The organism is Thermoprotei archaeon (assembly GCA_038881895.1).
Classification (GTDB): Archaea; Thermoproteota; Thermoprotei; order Gearchaeales; family WAQG01; genus JAVZOV01.
Genome location: JAVZOV010000005.1, coordinates 104,809 through 123,666 on the forward strand (window position 1 = coordinate 104,809; position 18,858 = coordinate 123,666).

The following is an 18,858-nucleotide window of genomic DNA, read 5'->3' on the forward strand; positions in this document are numbered from 1 at the left end:
TAATCTGAAAATCTCATTTTAAGGTAAGGAAGAGTTCAGTTAGTTAAAAATTGTTGCGTAAGCCATCCATAACCTTTTGCTTCTAATTCTTCCGCTAATTTATAATCTCCAGATACCACTATTTTACCGTTCAGAATTACATGGACGTAGTCTGGTTTTATATATTTCAAAATTCTTTGATAGTGTGTTATCATTAGTATTGATCTGTTTTGATCCCTTAATGAATTTATAGCCTGTGCTATAATTTTTAATGAGTCTATGTCAAGACCTGTATCAACTTCGTCTAGGATTGCTAGTTTTGGTTTGAGTATTAACATTTGCAAAACTTCGTTCTTTTTGCGTTCTCCGCCAGAGAATCCCTCATTAAGATATCTTTTTGCAAACGATTCATCCATATTAAGCATGGATATTTTTTCTCTAATAATTTTCATAAATTCCGCTGGGGATACTTGTACTTCACCTGATTGCCTTACTATCATATTGTACGCAGTTCTTAAAAAGCCTACAAGAGGAAGTCCTTGAATTTCTAGTGGTGTTTGGAATGCTAGAAATAACCCCAACCTTGCACGCTGGTCAGTAGTCAGTTGTAAAATACTTTGACCATTAAAGAATATGTCTCCCTCTGTGATTTTATACTTTGGATGACCCATTATTGAATAAGCTAGTGTGCTTTTACCCGATCCGTTAGGACCCATAATTGCGTGTACTTCACCTTGATTGATAGCCAGATTAATACCCTTTAAGATCTCTTTACCTTCTACTGCTACCTTGAGATTTTTTATTTCTAGTAATGTCATAATTTTTCACTCCTTTTTGTAAATAATAGCGGTATATTTAAATATAACTTAAGTTATATTTAAATTGATGACGTTAAGGTGATTTAATTGATATTACCTGATGAAATAATAGCAAAGGCAGTAATTCCTGCGTTAAGGGCAATGATTGCTAAAGAGCTTATTGAAAAATATGGACTTACTCAGCAGTCTGCTGCGAAGCTTCTTAATGTAAGTCAAGCAGCGATAAGTAATTATATGAGGGGCATCAGGGGAATAGTAGTGAACCTTGAACAAGATAAGGATATAAGAACGATCACATCAAATATTGCTGATATGTTGGTTAATAACAGTGATCCTAAAGATATAGTATCCATGTTCAATCTGGCTATAAGGATTATTACTATGCGGGGAATATTATGTAATGTTCATAAGAAATTCGAACCTATTTTTGAGAATTGCGATATATGTAATATAAAACCGTTTCTTTCATAAGTTTAGTATAAATTATGATAAAATTATATTAACAGTTAGTTAGATTAATGTCTAGAAATAAATTTATGTATGTTTTAATATAAAATACGTGTGAGATTTAGTGGCAAAATGTCAGGTGTGCAACAAAGATATCGCATTACCATTTACTTGCAGATATTGCGGTGGAACATTTTGCGCTGAACACCATTTGCCAGAAAATCATAATTGCCCTGGATTATCTCGTCAAAAAGAATTGTGGAAAGAGCTCATAATGTACGAACCACAAAAGAAGAATGTGATGCAGGTTCTTAAGTTACATTCCAGGTCTAGAAGATTAAGAATGCGCCTGAGTAATCTTTTGTTAGGAACAGAATTTAGAAGACTATTAACAGCAATTTTTGTGATTTTTATAGTGATAAGTGGTATAGACATATTTGGTTTGTTTTATGGTAATCTTAAACCTGCTTTTATATTAGTTGCGATTATATTAGGTTTTGTGATACATGAATTGGCACATAAATACGTTGCTATAAGAAAGGGTTTTTTTGCTGAGTTCATGTTTGATACACGTTGGGCTTTAATAAGCTTACTTACTACATTTTTGCCATTCAAGCTTTTAGCAACAGGATACGTAGCCATAATAGGCAATGTGAGCCCGCGGGATTCTGGTAAAATAGCTGCAGCTGGACCATTAATGAATATTTTGATTAGTTTAATTTCGTTAAGCGCTTTTCAAACTCTTTCTTTATTCTATGGGTTTTCGATTGTTAGTGCATTTTTACTTACTGTTGCTTATGTAAACTCTTATCTTGCTTTATTTAACATGCTTCCTATTCCCCCATTAGATGGAAGTAAGGTTTTTGGATGGAGCATGAAGAACTGGGCTTATTTATTTATAGCCAGTGTAATATTATTGATCTCATCAGTATATATTTAATAATTAGTAGGACTAGTCAACAGTTTTCGAACAGTTCTCGCATTACTATTTGAGGAATTTGGACTTTAATTTAGGATTTGTGAAATTGGTGGGGCCGCCAGGATTTGAACCTGGGTCACAGGACCCCAAGTCCTGCAGTCTCGTCCAAGCTAGCCTACGGCCCCTCATGAAGAAGAATAGTGACAAACATATTTGTTTTTCTATTTTATTTTCAATAAATATATTAATCATGTAGGAGTTTTATTTGCTGGTGGAGTAGTTGAGCGTATCTGTTAGGGTTGAGGATGGTAATATTTTGATACAAACTAAGTATGACCCTAAATTAGTGGAAACCATGAGATCATTAGGAGCCACATGGGATAAGGAGAAAAAAATTTGGATCGTTCCATTGTCCAAAAAACAAGAAGTTGAAAAAGCATTGAAAGTAAAAATACCTAGTCGTGGACAGACAGTATATATAAGAGCAAGTAAGAAAGGTAGAGGAACTATGATTGTGTGGCTTCCAAGTGGTGAGTTATTAGTTATGAAATTGAGCGAAATATGCAAACTTTTATCTGGTGAACAAGAGTATGCGAGAGCACGTCTCTTACCACCAAAAGAAAAAACCAGTTGAAGATTAATTCCATAAAGAATCAATAATATAGGCTAGTTGTACCTTAATTAGACTAGTATTATCCATACATTGTTGTTTTTGTTCCACTTGGTTTTGATGGAATGCCTTGCATTTTAATTTCTCCAAACATTTTTTCATATTCTTTTATATGCATTTGCATCCATTCTGCAATGCTTTTGAATTGTAACGGTGACATTTTAATTTCTATTATTAATTCACGTTCAATAGAATCTATTACCATTGTTCCGTCAGGATTTGTTTTTGGTATTAGTTTATCAACAAATACTATTATTGTTCCTTCATTAGGATTAATACCACCTACGATACCTGATGCGTGGACAACTTTATAATCAACTGCTCTTTTTGTCTCAAATCTAGGTATTGACATACTATTATCTATACGTAACATATTAATATTATTATTTCTTAAACTCTAAAAAGCAAGCTGATGACTATCGTTTTATCATAAATAATTTTCTTAGTTGCGATGACTTTTTATTTTTTAATTATCCTAACAAGTAGTGATCCAAATGGAACGGAAATCATGGATCTGTTTTGTGTGTAATAGTAATGTTTTTGAGGGACAACGTATTGCTTTTACTAAATACGGTCCAGCTCACTGGGAATGCTGGGTTAGCTGGATTGATAAAAAGCTTAATTATGTAGCGCATAATGATGTATTTCTTCTAATGGAGTCTGAAGACTTTATAAATGTTAGTATTATTAAACTCAAAGAATATGAACAGAGAGCTAAGGATGAGAATGTTAAAAAACGTTTACATGAATTGAGAAAAACACTGGAAATTGAAGGTGCTAAAATAGAAAAACTTTTGGAAGAGAAAATTTCTGCATAAATAAGGAACGGACTTTCCTATTTAACACCTTTATTTTTAAATAATATTTTTATTCTCTCATCTAATTTGTACGTCTTTATGTACTCAGCAATTTTTGAAGGCACAAGGTGTTCCCACTTTTCATTGATGGCTATTAGATATCTTATTTTAGTTGCCTCATAAAATTCTCTATCAAAAAATGGTATTGGTAAGACTTCAATACCACGCTCTTTAAATAATACTTGAGTGAGTGGATCATTAGAGTATACGCGCTTGAATTTTGGGCAATAATGTTCAACTAACGACACCCATACTGAATGCACATCACTGTCAGGGACTGCAGACAAAATAACTTGGTCACTCAAATTATCAGATCGTAGTTGATTCCATATCATTTCTATTCTTTCTCCTGCAGTGAATGGGTTTTCTACTGTATGGCTGTATTGCGCTGATCCAATACACAAAATAATCGGTGATTTTTCTTTTTCAAGTATCCATTTAAGAGCAGCATAGTGTCCATTATGGAAAGGTTGAAACCTACCTATGTAGACAGCGTTAACAGTCATCACAATCACCAATAACATCACAACACCTAAAGTATTTAATATTTAAAAAGATAAAGATCAAAAATATTATAATAATACTTCAGATTTCAGAACAGAGAAAAAGTCAAAGGAGCGCGAGGTTTTTAAGTAGAGCTAAAAATAAGGTTAAAAATGTTGTGAGGTTGTGGTTATATATTTGAGAGTCCTGATATGTTTAGTTCCCATACTAGTTCTTTGTATCTATTTCTTATCGTTACTTCAGTGACTTGTGCTGCTCTTGCTACTTCTTTTTGTGTTCTTCTTTCACCGTGTAGTAGGCCTGCGATGTATACTGCTGCAGCTGCGAATCCTGCTGGGTCTTTTCCTGCTGTTAATCCTTTCTCTTTTGCTTTTTTAATTATTTCTAGTGCATCCGCTTGTACTTCTGGTTTTAAGTTTAATAGGTTCATTATTCTTTCAACGAAGTCTGCTGGATCTGCTACATTAACTCTCACATTAGCGTCTCTTATGAGTAAACGATAGCATCTTGCTATGTCTTTTCTATCACCTGCTTCACTGTGCTTAGCAAATTCATCCAATGTTATTGGTATTCTCATTCTTCTGCAAGCAGCGTAAAGTGCTGCTGCAATTACTGAGCTTATTGATCTGCCTTTTACTAATCCTTTCTCGACGGCTCGTTTGTAGATTAACAGTGCTTCATCGCGTACGGTTTGTGGTAGTCCTAAGTTGCTTGATAATCTATCAGCCTCATCCATAGCCTGTATTAAGTTTCTTTCGAGTGCACTGCTAACGCTTACTCTGTGCCATCTTCTTAATCTGAGCACTTCCATTCTCTGTTTTGCTGTGAGTCTTTTGCCTGCAGCATCCTTACCTCTCCAATCTATGCCAGCCGATATACTTGATGGTATCGAGATTGAAAGATAGCTCGGTGGGCCTACCCTGCTTCGTCTATCTCTCTCTTCCGGTGTGAATGCTCTCCACTCCGGGCCTACATCGATGATCTTGGCTTTAATTACTGTTCCACACTGTGAACATGTGACTTCTCCACGTTCAGGTGATCTAACAAGTTTTGTACTACCACAAACAGGACAAACATCGATTTCATTTATATCATCAACTATATATTCTCCTTTTGTAGTTCTAATTGTTGGCATAACTCACATCACCTCCATAAACTAAACCGTAAACCATATATATTACCTAAAGAGTTAGAGTTAAGCTTGTATATAAATTTTTCTATTCTAACACAAGAAACATTGTCCGATTTTGTCATTTTATTCTCCCCCATTTAATAAATATACTACATCATCCTAGTGTCGCGCAAATATCTAAAATTCTATTGATAGGATATTAGAAGATTTCTTTTTATGGACTGTGAGACTCATGCTTTTATATCATTATGTTTTAGTATACCTGTGAGTACAAATGGGGAAGCTATTGAGTTTGGGAGCTTCATCCTTAGGAAAGGTGTTAATAGTATTTATGCTAATTTTATTACAATTGAGTTTGTTAACGGTGGATCGTGCTGAGGCTTTAACATACAACGATGTAGCTTCGTCTGTTATTAATAAATTACCACCTGAGTGGAGTTATTTGCTAAAAGAGCAGAACAATATTGTGCAAAATTCCATTAGTGATTGTCGTGCAAAGCTTGGTTCGATGAAGTATGTGGTAAGTAATGGGAGTGGGCAGCTTGTTGATTTGGCTGTAAATGCTTACAATAACATAACTAGTTATATGCATAGAAATAATTATACTAGTCTTGCTAAAAGCTATGGGTTGTTAGTTTGTTATGTGACTGCTTTAGTGAATCCGTTGAGGTTGTCAGGTAATACTACTAGAGATCTAATAGATAGTTATGAGTATTTTGTTGATCATGAGAGTTTTAGTGTTGTTGTTGGATCAGCTGATAGTGTGACTGATGTCAGGGATTATCTTAAAAATTTAGCTGCATATTCTTATAATTATTTTAATGTTATTTATAGTAGTATGATTAATGTTACTCCCGGGTCAAATCTAGGTTTCAGTGTTTATAATGTAACACAGGTTTTAATAAATAAGGCTGCTACTGCTGTATACTCACTTATGATTAAGGCGATTAATGATCATAGGGTTGAAGTGTTGCCTTTAGGGATTGCATGGATAGCTGTGGGGATTATTGTGGGCATCATAATTGTGAAACGTGAAAGTATATTCCAAATTATAAGAAAGTCTAAAGAGGAATGATTAGTGAGAGGTTATTGGATATATCGTTGATACTGCTTTACTTATAATGTTGAATATTGGGTCGTAGAATATTCCTGTGATTAATACGAGTATTGCTATTATAATGATTGTGCTGGTTATTATTTTTGATTCTTTAACGTTTATTGTGTACTTTGGTTTGTCTAGGTACATGCGTTTGATTATCCATGCATAATATGCTATTGAGAATGCACTGTTTAATAATCCTGCTACTGCTATCCATGCATATCCTCCTTGTATTGCTGCCCAGAAGAGTAATACTTTGCTCCAGAATCCGTTGAGTGGCGGTATTCCACCGAGTGCTAGTAGGACTATGCTTAGTGAGAAGGCTGTGAAAGGCATTGATTTACTAAGTCCATTATATATTTCTATATCAGATGATCCATATTCTTTTTCGACACTTGTTGCTGCTAAGAATGCTCCTCCTTTCATTAACACGTAATATATTGCGTGTAATACTGCGCTCGATAATGCGAAGATTGCTACTGGCGTGGATATAAATATTATACCTATCATTATGTAACCCACGTGCGCTATTCCACTATACACAAGAAGTCGCATCATGTTTCTTTGCATCAATGCTGCTATGTTTCCTATTGTCATTGTCAGGACTGAGAGAAATGAGATGACTGGTATCCATGAGGTGGTGAATATTGGTGAGAGTGCTACTAATAAGCGTATGAATGCAGCTAATCCTGCTATTTTACTGATTGTCATTATATACGTTGCAACAATTGGTGCAGTACCTTCACATACATCAGGCATCCATAAATGAAACGGAACTATAGCCATTTCAAATCCGATGCCTGCGATGAGGATGAGGAAAACAATGGAGATTAAATCTTTGTAAATGCTTGAATTATTAAATAATATTTTTTCAATTTCTGGTATACTCGTAGTTCCTGTTAGTCCATAGATTATTGACGCCGCATAAAGTACTAACGCTGATGAGAGCACACTAATTAAGAAATATTTCATTGCTGCTTCACTAGCATATGCATCCTTTTTTATTGCCACTAAATTATATGAAGCGATACTAAACAAAGAGACTGCTATGAATAAGAATAATAAATCATTAGAAAATGCGATTAGCACTGAACCCACTACAGAAAGCAAAAGTAATCCGTAAAATGCTTCACTATTAGGATTATTTCTCAATGATTCTAATGAGGCTGCTGTGATAAGAAGGCCAGATAGTGAGAATATGAATCCAAAGATGTAGCCTAGGAGATCAATCTTCATCTGACCCCAGACCCATGTTTTTATACCTTCCATCGGTATTAATGCAAAATATAGAAGTGAGAATGTAAATACGGATAATGCTATGTATGGTGTCAAATCGTTATTTCCTCTATTTTTCATTATACGACCTATTGTTGGTGTTATTAATCCAGTTAAGGATAGTATGAAAAGAGCCGGTGTGGGTGGTATCATTAAGTCTAATATGTCCATCAGCTATCACCACAATAATATGAAGAGAGCTATTAATGAAAAACCGATTATGAAAAGAGCTAAGTATTTTTGTATTGCTCCAGTTTCAGTGGATTCTCTTAGTGATTTTGATAACCATGAACCAGCACCAGCCACAACATCGTTTATTTTATCGATAACAGCTTTTTCAAACCAGCGATTAACTCCATAAGCTACTATAAGTGTGCCAACTGGCATCACAGTATTGTAGAAACCATCTATTACAAATCTATCAAACCACTTATAAATACCACGTGCTGACCAGAAGATACCATTTACAAATACTCTATAATAAATTGCATTAATGTACCAACGATTATAGAGGAATGCCTGAATGCCTCTGTATATTGGGTTAGCTGTTGAAAGTATTTTACTAACTCCTTTGATGTATATATAATAACTAGATAATCCACCAAGTGTTAGAGCTAATGCTGTTGCTGTCAGAGCATAAATTTCATATGTTGGGCTTACCTCTTCAACAACATGAACAAAACTTATTGATCCAGATAAAAATTTTTCTAATTGCGCTTCGAAGTTAACACCAGGTATTATAATTAACAATCCTACTATTAGTGAGGCTAATGATAATGTCATGTAAGGTATCCACATTACTTTAGGTGCTTCGTGCATTTCATGATGACCTTCAATTGGTGCATAGTGCGATGAGTGTCCCCCTCCATCATAGCTCTTTATAGAACCGAAGAATATGATTCCTATCATTCTCAATGTATAGAATGCGGTCAGTATTGCTGTAATTGTTGCTAATATAAACATGATCGGTTGTCCTGCCTCTAATGTTGCTGTGAGTATTGCATCTTTACTCCAGAATCCGCTTAATGGGGGCATGCCCATTAAACTCAACCCAGCTATAAGCATTGAGACAAAAGTGATCTTCATTTTATTTTTTAATCCGCCCATCTCTGTCATATAACGAGTTCCCGTTGCATGTATTAGTGCTCCAGAAGCTAAAAATAATGATGCTTTAAAGATAGCATGGCTCATCAAGTGAAAGAGCCCGGCAAAATATCCTATGATGAAGTTAGTCATTAAACCAGCTACACCTAACGCAAGCATCATGTAACCTATCTGCGATACTGTAGAATATGCTAATACTTTCTTTACTTCTGTAGATACCATTGCTTGCGTTGCGGCTATGAATGCGGTAATCACACCTATCCAAGCTACTGTTTCGAAGAAAATTAACATTTGAGGACCTGCTTTCTCATAAATCATGAATACTAACGGTGAAAATCTAGCTATGAAGAATACACCAGCTTTAACCATCGTTGCTGCATGTATTAATGCTGAAACTGATGATGGGCCTGTCATGGCATCTGGTAGCCACTCATGAAGCGGAAATTGAGCAGATTTACCTATTGGCCCGCCGAGTAGTAAAAGTAATGATGGGACCAAAAGGCCAGTAGATATTAAAGTACCTAACCATGGAGGTATTGATGCAGAAGATAATGAATTTTCTATCTGGCTTAGGTTAAAAGTGTGTGTTGCCGTATATAATGTTAGAATGCCTACTAAAAATCCAGCATCCCCTAATCTTGTCATTATAAATGCTTTAATTCCTGAATGACTTGGAGAATATGCTGTGTCAACACCTAGTGCCTTCTTTCCTACATCACCTACCCATGTTTTGTAATCATCATCAGTGTACCAAAATCCGATAAGCTGATAGGAACATATTCCTACGCCTTCCCATGCTATAAATAGTTGGAGCAAATTATCTGAAAGAACTAATAGTAGCATGTTTCCTATAAAATAATTCATGAAAAACCAGTATCTAGTAAGACTTGGATCATCTTTCATATACCCTACGCTATATACCATAATAAGAAAACTTATCCACGCTACTACGTTTGACATAAATATACTAAGGGGATCAGCTCTAAGAACAATGTTAACATTTAATGTTGGTATCCATGGGTATGTAAAAAGGTGAAGTCCCCCATCCCCAAATCCTATAAATAATAGTACTGCAGAGACTGCTGCTAAGAAAGCGAAAAATGGTGCCATTATATCTCTAACTTTTTTACCTAATAGTGCGAAGAGAGGTGTTAGTATTGCACCTAGCATTGGCAGTCCCCAAGTGAGCCATGGTGATGCTTGTAATAGCTCTTCCAGGAGGCTCATGTATTTTAACCTCCTATGAATGCTAATATTTTGCTAACAAATTTATCTGCAAAAATATATGCAAATTTTATGAGAGGCTCCGGGTATATTCCGAGGATTAGCGATATTATGGCTAGTAATAATAGTGGTCCTATTGCAGTGAATGGTGGATCTTTTACATGTTCCACATCGGGTGATAAACTACCAAAGAATATCCTCTTGAGAGCCCAAACTGCGTATGCCACTGTTAACGTAGTTATGAGCGCTGCCGCAACACCAAGGAGGAAGTAATCTATATTGACAATTTTTATTGCTTTTCCGAATACTCCACCAAATATTTCCCATTCTGCTTGAAATCCCAGTAATGGTGGGACACCTCCTATTGTGAGAAATCCCATAAATGCTGCTATAGCTGTGAGTGGCATTTTCTTTGCTAGACCTCCCATCTTACTTATGCTTCTGAGCCCATGCGCCATCATTATTATCGTTCCGGCAGTCATGAAGAGTACTGCTTTGCCTAGTCCATGACTAACATATTGTATTACTGCTCCTGTTAATCCTAAAGCTTGGAATGTGGAGATTCCAAGGAGTATGTATCCCATTTGGCTAATGCTTGAGTATGCGAGAAAGCGTTTAAAATCATCTTGTGTTAACGCCATTAATCCTCCGTACGCCATAGTGATTATAGCCCATACGGTAAACCATGTAGCATAATGAGAAAATGTTTCTGGAAAGATTTGAAGAACTATTCTTATGATTGCATAGCCTCCTATTCCTACCATTGCTGGTGAAAGAAGGGCGCTTATAGGTGTTGGTGCCTCTGCATGTGCATAAGGTAACCATATGTGTACTCCGAATACTGCCATTTTAACTAATAATCCTATAACTATCGCGGCCATTATCCATGTGGCTATTTTCAGTACATCACCTTGTCCTGTAAGATTACTTATTATGAATGTGCCCGTGTATACTTTGAGTGCTAATATCCCAACTAGTAGCAATATTGCGCCAACATGTGTCCATAGGAAATACATGATTGCTATTCTTCCCCTGTTTCCATATCCCCAGAGTGCTATATGTACAAAGGATGGTATTAGCATTAGTTCGAAGTAGATGTAGAATTCAAGGAGGTTTGTTGCTAAAACTGTCCCCATCATGCCTATTGCATACAATATATAGAGAGCGAAATATGCTCCATAACTTGGTAGAGGTTCTTCAGACTCCTCTATACGATGTTTCATGTATGGGATCGAATATATTGCTATCAATGCGGAGAGTAATGCAATTGTGAAGAAGAAGGGTGTGCTTAGTCCATCTGAGATCATTCTAAAAGGTTCTGTGATTGTTGTGTTGAAGTATGGTGGTTCTGATGCTGAAGATCCGCTAACTAGGATATAGAGGGCTACTGAAAGTGGGTATAGTAGTATTAAGAATGTTAACCAGCCTGTACGTTCTTTTAAGCTACGTCCTGCTAGGTAGACTATTGGACTTAGGACAGCAGGTATTAATATGCTAGATGCTATCAGGGGGAATTGGAATTCCATTTTTATCACCCTCTTAATTTTCTAAGTTGTGTTACATCTATTGTTCCATTTGCTCTGAATATTGTTACTGATAGTGCTAATCCTACTGCAGCTTCGGCTGCTGCCACTGCGATTGCGAACATCGCAAATATGTGACCTCCTAGTCCAGAGTTGATATTGTATGTGTTGAATGCTACTAAGTTTAGGTTTGCTGCATTGAATATGATCTCTACTGATATTAAGAGACGTATGAAGCTTCTTTTTGATATGATACCATAAACACCTATTGAAAAGAGTATTGCGGAAATCAACATGTAATAGGTCAGATCTATCATCCCTTATTCCTCCATGGTTATCTTATTAAGTCTCCTTTTTAACTTTTACTGTATCTGCCTTACCTATAGCCAATGCTCCTATGAGTGCTGCTGAAAGTAATAGTGAAAGGACGAGAACTGACATGCCGTATTGGTTTATAATGTATTTTGATGTTTCATTACCCCATTGTTGAATATTAATGTTTATGTAGGGTGTTTGGTGTAGATATTGTACTGTTCCTAGTATTGCGACGAGAAGTATACTTAAAAATGCCATTGCTGTTAGTATTCCTAATCCTTCTTGTGATAGTTTAAATACTTTAGGTTCTCTCGGGAATAGCATCACTGTGAATAGTATTAGACTAACAACCGCGCCTACATAAACTGCAATTTGAAATATTGTGAGGTAGCTTGCGGACAGTATCATGAAGAATACTGCTATTCCAAGGCTCATAACCATTAGCGACATAACCGAATACACAAGACTTCTTGCTTCTACTGCTAGTATCGCAGTAATTATAACTATTATGCCTATTGCGAGTGTTAATGTATCAATAAATATGCTCATGTTTTCTCACTTCTTTTCCCAGCTTTTTAATCCCATAACGTTTTCTGTTGTCTTAAATGGATTTTTATCTTTAGAAGTTATATACTTTACGCCTTTATCCTTTACAACTGTATCTACATATGTTGATTTCCAGAGTTCTTCTGATTCTTTAAGTTCTTCTGCATAAGCATAAAGTATTGAGGGATCATCTTTTACTCTGGCTAGAAATTCTGGGGGATGTATTAGTGCTTCCCTTGTGTATGTTGCTATATCATGGATGTTTGTTTCGTGTATTGCGTCGAATGGACAATAGTGAACGCAGAATCCACAGTAAATGCAGTAATTATAATTTACTAATGGGAATTTACCACCTTTATTTTTTGGTGTCGGTTCCCTGCGAACCATTGTTATAGCTCTTGGTGGGCACACTATTGCACATATGCTGCAACCTGTACATCTATCCATATAAAGATAATGCTGTCCACGGTACCCTTCTGGGATTGTCATTCTCTGCATTGGATATTTGAGTGTGGTTCTTGGATAAAATATATTCTTTATAGCTGTATAAATTGAGGTAAAGGTTAAGTAAAGTGTTTTTAATGGATTACCCATTTTTAGACACCTCCAGGAGCTAAACCAGCCCAAATAATGATTAGTGTTATGAGGAGGTTAAGCATTGTTAGTGGTAATAATTTAGTCCAAGCCAATTCTAAAAAGTTTCTTATCTTAGTTCTTGGAAATGCAGCCCTTAAGATAAAAACTAAGATCATGATAATCATAGCTTTAGCTAATGTCCATATTTCTGGTGAACCGAAACCTGGTAGCCATCCACCTAGGTACAATATTGAATAGAATAACGAAAGTACATAGAGTTTCACGTAGAGTTCTGATGCCATAAAGAGTGCAAAGAATGTCCCAGTATACTCAACATACCATCCGGCGGCAATTTCTTGTTCTGCCTCAGGTAAATCATATGGGAGTCTCCCTGTCTCTGCGAGCATGGCTATGAAGAAGATGAAAGCACCTATTGGTTGATATATTATGAACCACGTGGATTTGGCTTGCACGTTAACAACATCAATTAAGTTAAATGAATGTGCGAGAATTGCTATAGGAAGTATTGAGAACCATATGAGCAATTCATATGCAATTTGTTGATAGGCTCCTCTAATACCCCCTATGAACGCGAACTTACTATTACTGATCCACCCTGTTAATAACAGTAGTATTGGGAATAGTATGGTTGTGGCAATTACTAACATCATTCCTAAGTTGGAGGGAACTATGATGAACCTCTCACTTAACGGTATGAACGCGAGAGGTAAGAATGCTAGCACAAAGGCGAATATTGGCATTAAATAAAACATTGGTCTATCTACATACTCAGGTATTATAAGCTCTTTTGTTGCAAATTTCACGAAATCGGCTATTGGTTGTAGAATACCTCCAGGACCACCTGCGTGTAATGGTCCAATTCTCATTTGAACTCTAGCAGCGATTTTCCTCTCAAGCCATACTAGTACTATTGCTAAAATTAATGTCAAGACTAATCCTGGGAATACTATTGCTTGAAATATGGGGCCTCCGCTTAAAATATCAGTGATGATATAATTAATTAATTGTATTGGATCCATTTTTCTCACCTGTCTGCCTCAGGTCCCCAGTAATCAAGGCTCATATATATTGCTGGTAGGTCAGCTAATGTTGCTCCTCTTAATAAGAAGGGTATTGCTGGCATATTTCTAAAGGATGGTGATGCCATTTTTAATCGGTATGGTTTTTCTGTTCCATCACTTACTAGATAAAATCCTACTTCTCCTCGTGCCGCCTCAGCTCTGCTATAATATTCTCCAACTTTTACTGGCCATCGTGGAATTAAACGGCCTGGTGGATTTCTTATGGGACCTGGTGGCATGTCTCTTAATGCTTGTCTGATGATTTTAACACTCTCCTGTAACTCTCTAAATCTGACCATGACTCTTGAATATGAATCTCCTTCTTTAAAAGACGGTATTTCGAAATCTATCTTATCGTATGCTGCGTAAGGATCATCCTTTCTTACATCGTGCTTTATTCCAGACCCTCTCACTACAGGTCCTACCACTCCCAACTTAATAGCATCCTCCGGTTTCAGGACTCCTATTCCTACTGTTCTTTCCTGAAGTATTGGATTATCCATGAATATTTTTTCATAATCTTTTAAGTGTTTTTCGAAATAGTCAAGAGTTTTTAACGTCTTTTCTTCGAATCCTTGTGGTATATCTCGATAAACACCACCAGCTAGGAAAAATGCATAGGTTATTCTCGCGCCTGTGAGCATTTGGCCCAGATCAGCAAATAAATCTCTATCTCCTAATGCCCACATGAACATTGTTGAATGGTTTAAGAATATACCGAATATTCCAAAGAAGTAGAGGTGACTCATTATTCTGCTAATTTCACATAATATTGTTCTAATGTACTGTGCTCGCTCAGGTACTTCTATGCCTGAGAGCTCCTCGACTGTTCTAACGTAGCCCATTACTAAATTGGCTGGATCTGCATGATTTGGCTTTTCAGCTAATGGAACGTTATGGATGTATGTCATGTTTTCTGCCAATTTTTCATAACTTCTATGCACAAAACCTGGGTCAGGTATTGCGTCAACTATAACATCACCGTCAAGTTTAAGGATTATTCTAAAGTGTCCTGCGCCTGAATGTTGAGGTCCGATACTTACTATCATTTCATTTTCTGTTACTATTGCCTCAGCCTCTGTTAGTTGTTCAATTTTTCTTGCAATATCTTTCTTACTTATGCTACTTCCCATTGTTCCTCCCTTCTCACACCATAATCTTTTCTGAGCGGTGGTGGTCCATTCCAATCCTCAAGTAGCAATGGGCCAAGGTTTGGATGACCCTTGAATATTATTCCATACATTTCATGGGTTTCTCGTTCATGGTATAATGCACTTTCCCAAACGTTGACTAGTGTAGGTATTTCGGGTTTATCTCTATCAATGTATGTTTTGAGCACTACTACAACACTTTTTAGTTCAGGTTTTGTTCTTGATAAAAGGTGGTAAACGACGGCGAATTTCTTCTCTTTTATGTAATCTACTCCTGATACTGATGCAACAACCTCGAATCCTTCACTCTTTAAAAGTTGTGCAGCCTTTTCTATTCCTTCAGGTTTTACAGTGATCGTTGCTCGTCTTGGATTAGGTATGGATTTTTCGATGACAATATCCTTTAACTCGTTAGCTATTTTATCTATTATATTTTGGAGTGGGATAATCTGTTGGGTTTGAGTCACTTTTATGTCACCACAAATGGCTCAAATGATTCTCCATTTAGTTTCATTTTTCTGATTTTGTTTTGTAATAATACGACCGCTCTTCCTAGTGCTTCTGGTCGTGGTGGACATCCTGGTACGAATACATCAACTGGTACTACTTTGCTTACATCATGTACAACATTGTATGCATCTCTAAAGATTCCTCCTGCTAGAGCGCATGCACCTATTGCTATTACGTACTTAGGATCGGGCATTTGATCATAGATATAGCGTACTCTTTTTGCCATCTTGTAGCTTAATGTTCCCTCTATTATTATTAAATCATTTTGTCTTAAGGATCCATAAGGTAATACTCCGAATCTTTCGTAATCGAATCGTGCTCCTGACCCTGCTGCTAATGCTACGCTACAACATGAGGTTACTAGGTGCACTGGCCATAATGAATATGCTCTCCCCCAATTAAGAATATCTCTGATTGTTTTCATTTCAGCTATTTTTCCTGTTAGAGTTCTAGCTAAATTATCTAACTTTCCGAGTAACGCTGTACCTTCCACAATTCCCACCTCCTAGATAAGCTAAGACCATAAGGTAGTGTAATAAGCAGCGAACCCAGAAATGTTAGCATGAGAATTGATGCGCTTCTAATTTCTTCTGGAGTTTGAACAAATGTTAATAGGAAGATAAAGATAGAGAGCGTATCGAATATTAGAAACATTAGTAAGTATCCATAATATTGCATTATTAGAGACCAACGTCCAGTTCCTGTAGTATATATTTCACCGCTTTCAAAGGGTAATAGTTTAATTTTGTTTGGATTTCTTGGTGCGAGGAACCATGAACCTAAGATCATTAATATTGGCAGTATGATTAGTACTAAAATAAACGTTATGAAGCCGATTAGTGCACTATCCACAAATACCACCATTTTATTTATCATTGAGGTAGATATATAGTTTTGTTGATCTATGATAAATTTAGTATAATTCTCAATATTCGCTTTATTGGAAAATATGTTGGCTGGTCAATTATATATATTACCATAACTAAGGTCAATATGATAGTGGTGGTGATGAGATGAAGACTAAGGTGGTAATAATCGGTGCTGGTCCAGCTGGTTCAATAGCAGGATATGAATTAGCTAGATTAGGTGTTGATGTAACCATTATTGAAATGAAAAATCAAATAGGTGTTCCAGTAATCTGTGGAGAATTTGTACCTAGTTATGAAGAGCTAGAGAGTGTAGGATTTAAAGTTGATGGGTTAAAAGAAATCTATAATAAGTTTATCGACAAACCTGATATTGTAGTCAATAGAACTGATACTATAGAGCTCAGCATAGAAAATGGCCGAAAATTTGTTTTCTCATATGCTGGACTTATTGTAGATAAAGATCGCATGCTCCAAGGAATAGTGAAGTCTGCTCAGGATAACGGTGCAAAAGTATTAAGTGGAAGAAGAGCTGTGAGTATTAATTATGATAACGGAAAGTATTTGGTTAGTGCGTATCTCAATGATGGTGTTGAGATCATTGAATCTGAATACCTAGTTGGTGCGGATGGACTTCGTGGCATAATTGCAAAGTCTCTCAATTTTAATAATGGTTTTACTAAAATGGATGAAGCTCTGACATGTAATCAAAAAATGATTAACGTAAATTCAGATCCAAGAGTTATTAAAATGGTATTGACAGCAAAATTAGCGCCTGGTGGTTATGGATGGATAATACCAAAGGGTAATAAGGAGGCTAATGTTGGAGTTGGGATCAGAAGTAATGTCGTTGATAAGTATAATGTTCACGAGCTACAAAAATTGTTTATTTCTAAGCTTCCTGAATTAACGAATGCCAAAATCTCTTCACCACTACTTTGTAAATTTATACCTGTTGGTGGATTAGCCAAGGAATTTGTTAAGGGTAAGGCAGTATTACTTGGAGATGCTGCAGGCGCAGTAATGCCTACTAATGGTGGAGGCATCGTTCCAGCAATGGCTACAGGATTAATATATGCTCAAGAGTTCATTAAGGATCCGACATTAAACACTTTTGCAAAACGAATGAAACGGGAAATCGGTGATTTCTTAAGCTTTTCACTGAAATATAGAAAAATTGCTGATGAACTTCTCTTTGATGAACGAAAATTAAGAAGACATACTAGTTATATGAGTACCAACTTGATGAGAGATATAGTAGCATGCAGAAAAAACAGAGTCATATTAACTTTAGCACCCTTAATAAAATTAATGTTACGAATTATCTAGCTTTTTCTTAAGATAAAAATTGATACGCCTCCGAGTGCCTTAAAGTAATGGTTTACATTATTAAAAAATTGCTTTAACAGATGTAACATTTTATCTTTAGTAGGGTATCGTAAATATGTGAACAACAATTTTGAATAATGCTTCACATAATTAACATCAATAAGTGCTACAACTAACACTGGGATAATAGTCCAATATATTGCAAATACAATCTTTAGTAAGGGAAAGCTTGGTTTACCCATGTCCAATATTACAAAGTATCCATTATTCTTTAGCACTCTGCTAACTTCTTTTACAGCCATCTTCATGTTTATAGCATCTCTAAGTGAAAATCCACACATTGCTAAATCTATTGAACAATCTTTGAACGGTAGATACTCAAATACACCTATTACAAATTGTATATCTGGTCTCCTTTTAAACCGCATCTTTGAAAGTTTCATCATAGATCTCGATGCGTCAAATTCAATAATTAGATCGTGCAATCTGGTGCTGATTTCAAGTAATGCACTAGTCATGAGTCCAGTACCAGAACCTGCATCTAATACAATCTCTGTACTAGGTCTGATAATATTTTTCAATGATTCTTTTCTGTACATTGCATCTGTTCCCAATGACATAAGTCGACTGGTTTTATCATAAATATTCGGTATAGCATTAAGTGATGATTCTACCATAAACCACTTATCTTTTAATCCATGACATTCTTCATTCATATTTCTCAAACTCTCTGTCTAAAATATCGTTAGCTTAGCAATCATTTATATACTTGTTTCTTTAGTGGAAAGAATATCACGATAAAGTAGTTCTCATTACTTGTTCTTATCATTCCTATGCTTTTTTTCATCCGCATGAATAACTTTGAGTGGCCTTTGTCTAAATCTTTTCTCTAACAATATATAGAGAAATTCGATAATAGGATAGAACTTTAA

22 protein-coding genes and 1 tRNA gene are annotated in these 18,858 nt (G+C 35.9%); 6 read left to right on the forward strand and 17 right to left on the reverse strand.

From position 1 onward, the window contains the following. Positions 1-35: 35 nt before the first annotated feature. Positions 36-797 (reverse strand): Fe-S cluster assembly ATPase SufC, encoded by a 762-nt coding sequence (sufC, locus tag QW128_08835; GenBank protein MEM3833670.1) that lies wholly within the window; start codon positions 795-797, stop codon positions 36-38. Positions 798-884: 87 nt separating this feature from the next. Here sufC and QW128_08840 point away from each other — a divergent pair, with 87 nt between their 5' ends. Both QW128_08840 and QW128_08845 read left to right on the forward strand, forming a co-directional pair. After that, positions 885-1,268 (forward strand): helix-turn-helix domain-containing protein, encoded by a 384-nt coding sequence (locus tag QW128_08840; GenBank protein ID MEM3833671.1) that lies wholly within the window; start codon positions 885-887, stop codon positions 1,266-1,268. A 100-nt stretch (positions 1,269-1,368) separates the two neighbouring features. Then, positions 1,369-2,184, forward strand: coding sequence for an AN1-type zinc finger domain-containing protein (locus QW128_08845; protein ID MEM3833672.1), 816 nt, complete (start codon positions 1,369-1,371; stop codon positions 2,182-2,184). A gap of 86 nt (positions 2,185-2,270) precedes the next feature. Here the strand turns inward: QW128_08845 and QW128_08850 are convergent. Beyond that, positions 2,271-2,348, reverse strand: a tRNA-Pro gene (locus QW128_08850). Positions 2,349-2,443: 95 nt separating this feature from the next. Between QW128_08850 and QW128_08855 the strand changes: the two genes are divergently transcribed. Continuing rightward, positions 2,444-2,797 (forward strand): hypothetical protein, encoded by a 354-nt coding sequence (locus tag QW128_08855; protein ID MEM3833673.1) that lies wholly within the window; start codon positions 2,444-2,446, stop codon positions 2,795-2,797. Positions 2,798-2,855: 58 nt separating this feature from the next. Here the strand turns inward: QW128_08855 and QW128_08860 are convergent, their stop codons facing one another. Then, positions 2,856-3,206: a DUF3467 domain-containing protein gene (locus QW128_08860; protein MEM3833674.1), complete on the reverse strand. Its 351-nt coding sequence runs from the start codon at positions 3,204-3,206 to the stop codon at positions 2,856-2,858. A 121-nt stretch (positions 3,207-3,327) separates the two neighbouring features. On the opposite strand from QW128_08860, the gene QW128_08865 reads away from it, so the two are divergent. Then, positions 3,328-3,651 (forward strand): DUF2175 family protein, encoded by a 324-nt coding sequence (locus QW128_08865; GenBank protein ID MEM3833675.1) that lies wholly within the window; start codon positions 3,328-3,330, stop codon positions 3,649-3,651. A 17-nt stretch (positions 3,652-3,668) separates the two neighbouring features. Here the strand turns inward: QW128_08865 and QW128_08870 are convergent, their stop codons facing one another. Beyond that, positions 3,669-4,214 carry a nicotinamide-nucleotide adenylyltransferase gene (locus QW128_08870; GenBank protein MEM3833676.1) on the reverse strand — a complete coding sequence of 182 codons (546 nt, stop codon included), beginning with the start codon at positions 4,212-4,214 and terminating at the stop codon, positions 3,669-3,671. A gap of 149 nt (positions 4,215-4,363) precedes the next feature. Next, positions 4,364-5,329 carry a transcription initiation factor IIB gene (locus tag QW128_08875; protein ID MEM3833677.1) on the reverse strand — a complete coding sequence of 322 codons (966 nt, stop codon included), beginning with the start codon at positions 5,327-5,329 and terminating at the stop codon, positions 4,364-4,366. Positions 5,330-5,690: 361 nt separating this feature from the next. Here QW128_08875 and QW128_08880 point away from each other — a divergent pair, with 361 nt between their 5' ends. After that, positions 5,691-6,401, forward strand: coding sequence for a hypothetical protein (locus QW128_08880; protein ID MEM3833678.1), 711 nt, complete (start codon positions 5,691-5,693; stop codon positions 6,399-6,401). On the opposite strand, the gene QW128_08885 is transcribed toward QW128_08880, so the two are convergent. From QW128_08885 to ndhC, 11 genes are read right to left on the reverse strand one after another with little or no spacing between them, the layout of a single operon-like run. Further along, positions 6,402-7,871 carry an NADH-quinone oxidoreductase subunit N gene (locus QW128_08885; GenBank protein ID MEM3833679.1) on the reverse strand — a complete coding sequence of 490 codons (1,470 nt, stop codon included), beginning with the start codon at positions 7,869-7,871 and terminating at the stop codon, positions 6,402-6,404. Between the two features lie 6 nt (positions 7,872-7,877). After that, positions 7,878-10,031: an NADH-quinone oxidoreductase subunit L gene (locus tag QW128_08890; protein ID MEM3833680.1), complete on the reverse strand. Its 2,154-nt coding sequence runs from the start codon at positions 10,029-10,031 to the stop codon at positions 7,878-7,880. Between the two features lie 5 nt (positions 10,032-10,036). Beyond that, positions 10,037-11,554, reverse strand: a complete 1,518-nt coding sequence (locus QW128_08895) for an NADH-quinone oxidoreductase subunit M (protein MEM3833681.1) — start codon at positions 11,552-11,554, stop codon at positions 10,037-10,039. A gap of 5 nt (positions 11,555-11,559) precedes the next feature. After that, positions 11,560-11,868, reverse strand: a complete 309-nt coding sequence (nuoK, locus tag QW128_08900; GenBank protein MEM3833682.1) for an NADH-quinone oxidoreductase subunit NuoK — start codon at positions 11,866-11,868, stop codon at positions 11,560-11,562. A gap of 25 nt (positions 11,869-11,893) precedes the next feature. Continuing rightward, the gene (locus QW128_08905) at positions 11,894-12,415 is read right to left on the reverse strand and encodes an NADH-quinone oxidoreductase subunit J (GenBank protein MEM3833683.1); all 522 of its coding nucleotides are present in this window, start codon (positions 12,413-12,415) and stop codon (positions 11,894-11,896) included. A 6-nt stretch (positions 12,416-12,421) separates the two neighbouring features. Next, positions 12,422-13,006, reverse strand: coding sequence for an NADH-quinone oxidoreductase subunit I (locus QW128_08910; GenBank protein MEM3833684.1), 585 nt, complete (start codon positions 13,004-13,006; stop codon positions 12,422-12,424). Between the two features lie 2 nt (positions 13,007-13,008). After that, positions 13,009-14,028 (reverse strand): NADH-quinone oxidoreductase subunit NuoH, encoded by a 1,020-nt coding sequence (gene nuoH, locus QW128_08915; GenBank protein ID MEM3833685.1) that lies wholly within the window; start codon positions 14,026-14,028, stop codon positions 13,009-13,011. Between the two features lie 5 nt (positions 14,029-14,033). Next, on the reverse strand, positions 14,034-15,203 hold the full coding sequence (locus QW128_08920; protein MEM3833686.1) for an NADH-quinone oxidoreductase subunit D: 1,170 nt from the start codon (positions 15,201-15,203) through the stop codon (positions 14,034-14,036). Further along, positions 15,188-15,688: an NADH-quinone oxidoreductase subunit C gene (locus QW128_08925; GenBank protein ID MEM3833687.1), complete on the reverse strand. Its 501-nt coding sequence runs from the start codon at positions 15,686-15,688 to the stop codon at positions 15,188-15,190. The genes QW128_08920 and QW128_08925 overlap by 16 nt, the downstream gene beginning before the upstream one ends. A gap of 2 nt (positions 15,689-15,690) precedes the next feature. After that, complete coding sequence (nuoB, locus tag QW128_08930; GenBank protein MEM3833688.1) at positions 15,691-16,227, reverse strand: NADH-quinone oxidoreductase subunit NuoB; 537 nt, start codon at positions 16,225-16,227, stop codon at positions 15,691-15,693. After that, positions 16,194-16,595, reverse strand: coding sequence for an NADH-quinone oxidoreductase subunit A (ndhC, locus tag QW128_08935; GenBank protein ID MEM3833689.1), 402 nt, complete (start codon positions 16,593-16,595; stop codon positions 16,194-16,196). Before ndhC ends, nuoB begins: the two co-directional genes overlap by 34 nt. 149 nt (positions 16,596-16,744) lie before the next feature. Between ndhC and QW128_08940 the strand changes: the two genes are divergently transcribed. Continuing rightward, complete coding sequence (locus QW128_08940; GenBank protein MEM3833690.1) at positions 16,745-17,926, forward strand: NAD(P)/FAD-dependent oxidoreductase; 1,182 nt, start codon at positions 16,745-16,747, stop codon at positions 17,924-17,926. On the opposite strand, the gene QW128_08945 is transcribed toward QW128_08940, so the two are convergent. Beyond that, positions 17,923-18,642, reverse strand: coding sequence for a class I SAM-dependent methyltransferase (locus QW128_08945; protein ID MEM3833691.1), 720 nt, complete (start codon positions 18,640-18,642; stop codon positions 17,923-17,925). The two genes, QW128_08940 and QW128_08945, sit on opposite strands and share 4 nt — an antisense overlap. Positions 18,643-18,858: the final 216 nt, after the last annotated feature.

Excerpts from the sequence above, each read along its gene's own strand:
- sufC (MEM3833670.1), bottom strand. The coding sequence starts at position 797 with ATGACATTACTAGAAATAAAAAATCTCAAGGTAGCAGTAGAAGGTAAA.
- QW128_08860 (MEM3833674.1), bottom strand. The coding sequence starts at position 3,206 with ATGTTACGTATAGATAATAGTATGTCAATACCTAGATTTGAGACAAAA.
- QW128_08865 (MEM3833675.1), top strand. The coding sequence starts at position 3,328 with ATGGAACGGAAATCATGGATCTGTTTTGTGTGTAATAGTAATGTTTTT.
- QW128_08870 (MEM3833676.1), bottom strand. The coding sequence starts at position 4,214 with ATGTTATTGGTGATTGTGATGACTGTTAACGCTGTCTACATAGGTAGG.
- QW128_08875 (MEM3833677.1), bottom strand. The coding sequence starts at position 5,329 with ATGCCAACAATTAGAACTACAAAAGGAGAATATATAGTTGATGATATA.
- QW128_08885 (MEM3833679.1), bottom strand. The coding sequence starts at position 7,871 with ATGGACATATTAGACTTAATGATACCACCCACACCGGCTCTTTTCATA.
- QW128_08890 (MEM3833680.1), bottom strand. The coding sequence starts at position 10,031 with ATGAGCCTCCTGGAAGAGCTATTACAAGCATCACCATGGCTCACTTGG.
- QW128_08895 (MEM3833681.1), bottom strand. The coding sequence starts at position 11,554 with ATGGAATTCCAATTCCCCCTGATAGCATCTAGCATATTAATACCTGCT.
- nuoK (MEM3833682.1), bottom strand. The coding sequence starts at position 11,868 with ATGATAGATCTGACCTATTACATGTTGATTTCCGCAATACTCTTTTCA.
- QW128_08905 (MEM3833683.1), bottom strand. The coding sequence starts at position 12,415 with ATGAGCATATTTATTGATACATTAACACTCGCAATAGGCATAATAGTT.
- QW128_08910 (MEM3833684.1), bottom strand. The coding sequence starts at position 13,006 with ATGGGTAATCCATTAAAAACACTTTACTTAACCTTTACCTCAATTTAT.
- nuoH (MEM3833685.1), bottom strand. The coding sequence starts at position 14,028 with ATGGATCCAATACAATTAATTAATTATATCATCACTGATATTTTAAGC.
- QW128_08920 (MEM3833686.1), bottom strand. The coding sequence starts at position 15,203 with ATGGGAAGTAGCATAAGTAAGAAAGATATTGCAAGAAAAATTGAACAA.
- ndhC (MEM3833689.1), bottom strand. The coding sequence starts at position 16,595 with ATGGTGGTATTTGTGGATAGTGCACTAATCGGCTTCATAACGTTTATT.
- QW128_08940 (MEM3833690.1), top strand. The coding sequence starts at position 16,745 with ATGAAGACTAAGGTGGTAATAATCGGTGCTGGTCCAGCTGGTTCAATA.
- QW128_08945 (MEM3833691.1), bottom strand. The coding sequence starts at position 18,642 with ATGAATGAAGAATGTCATGGATTAAAAGATAAGTGGTTTATGGTAGAA.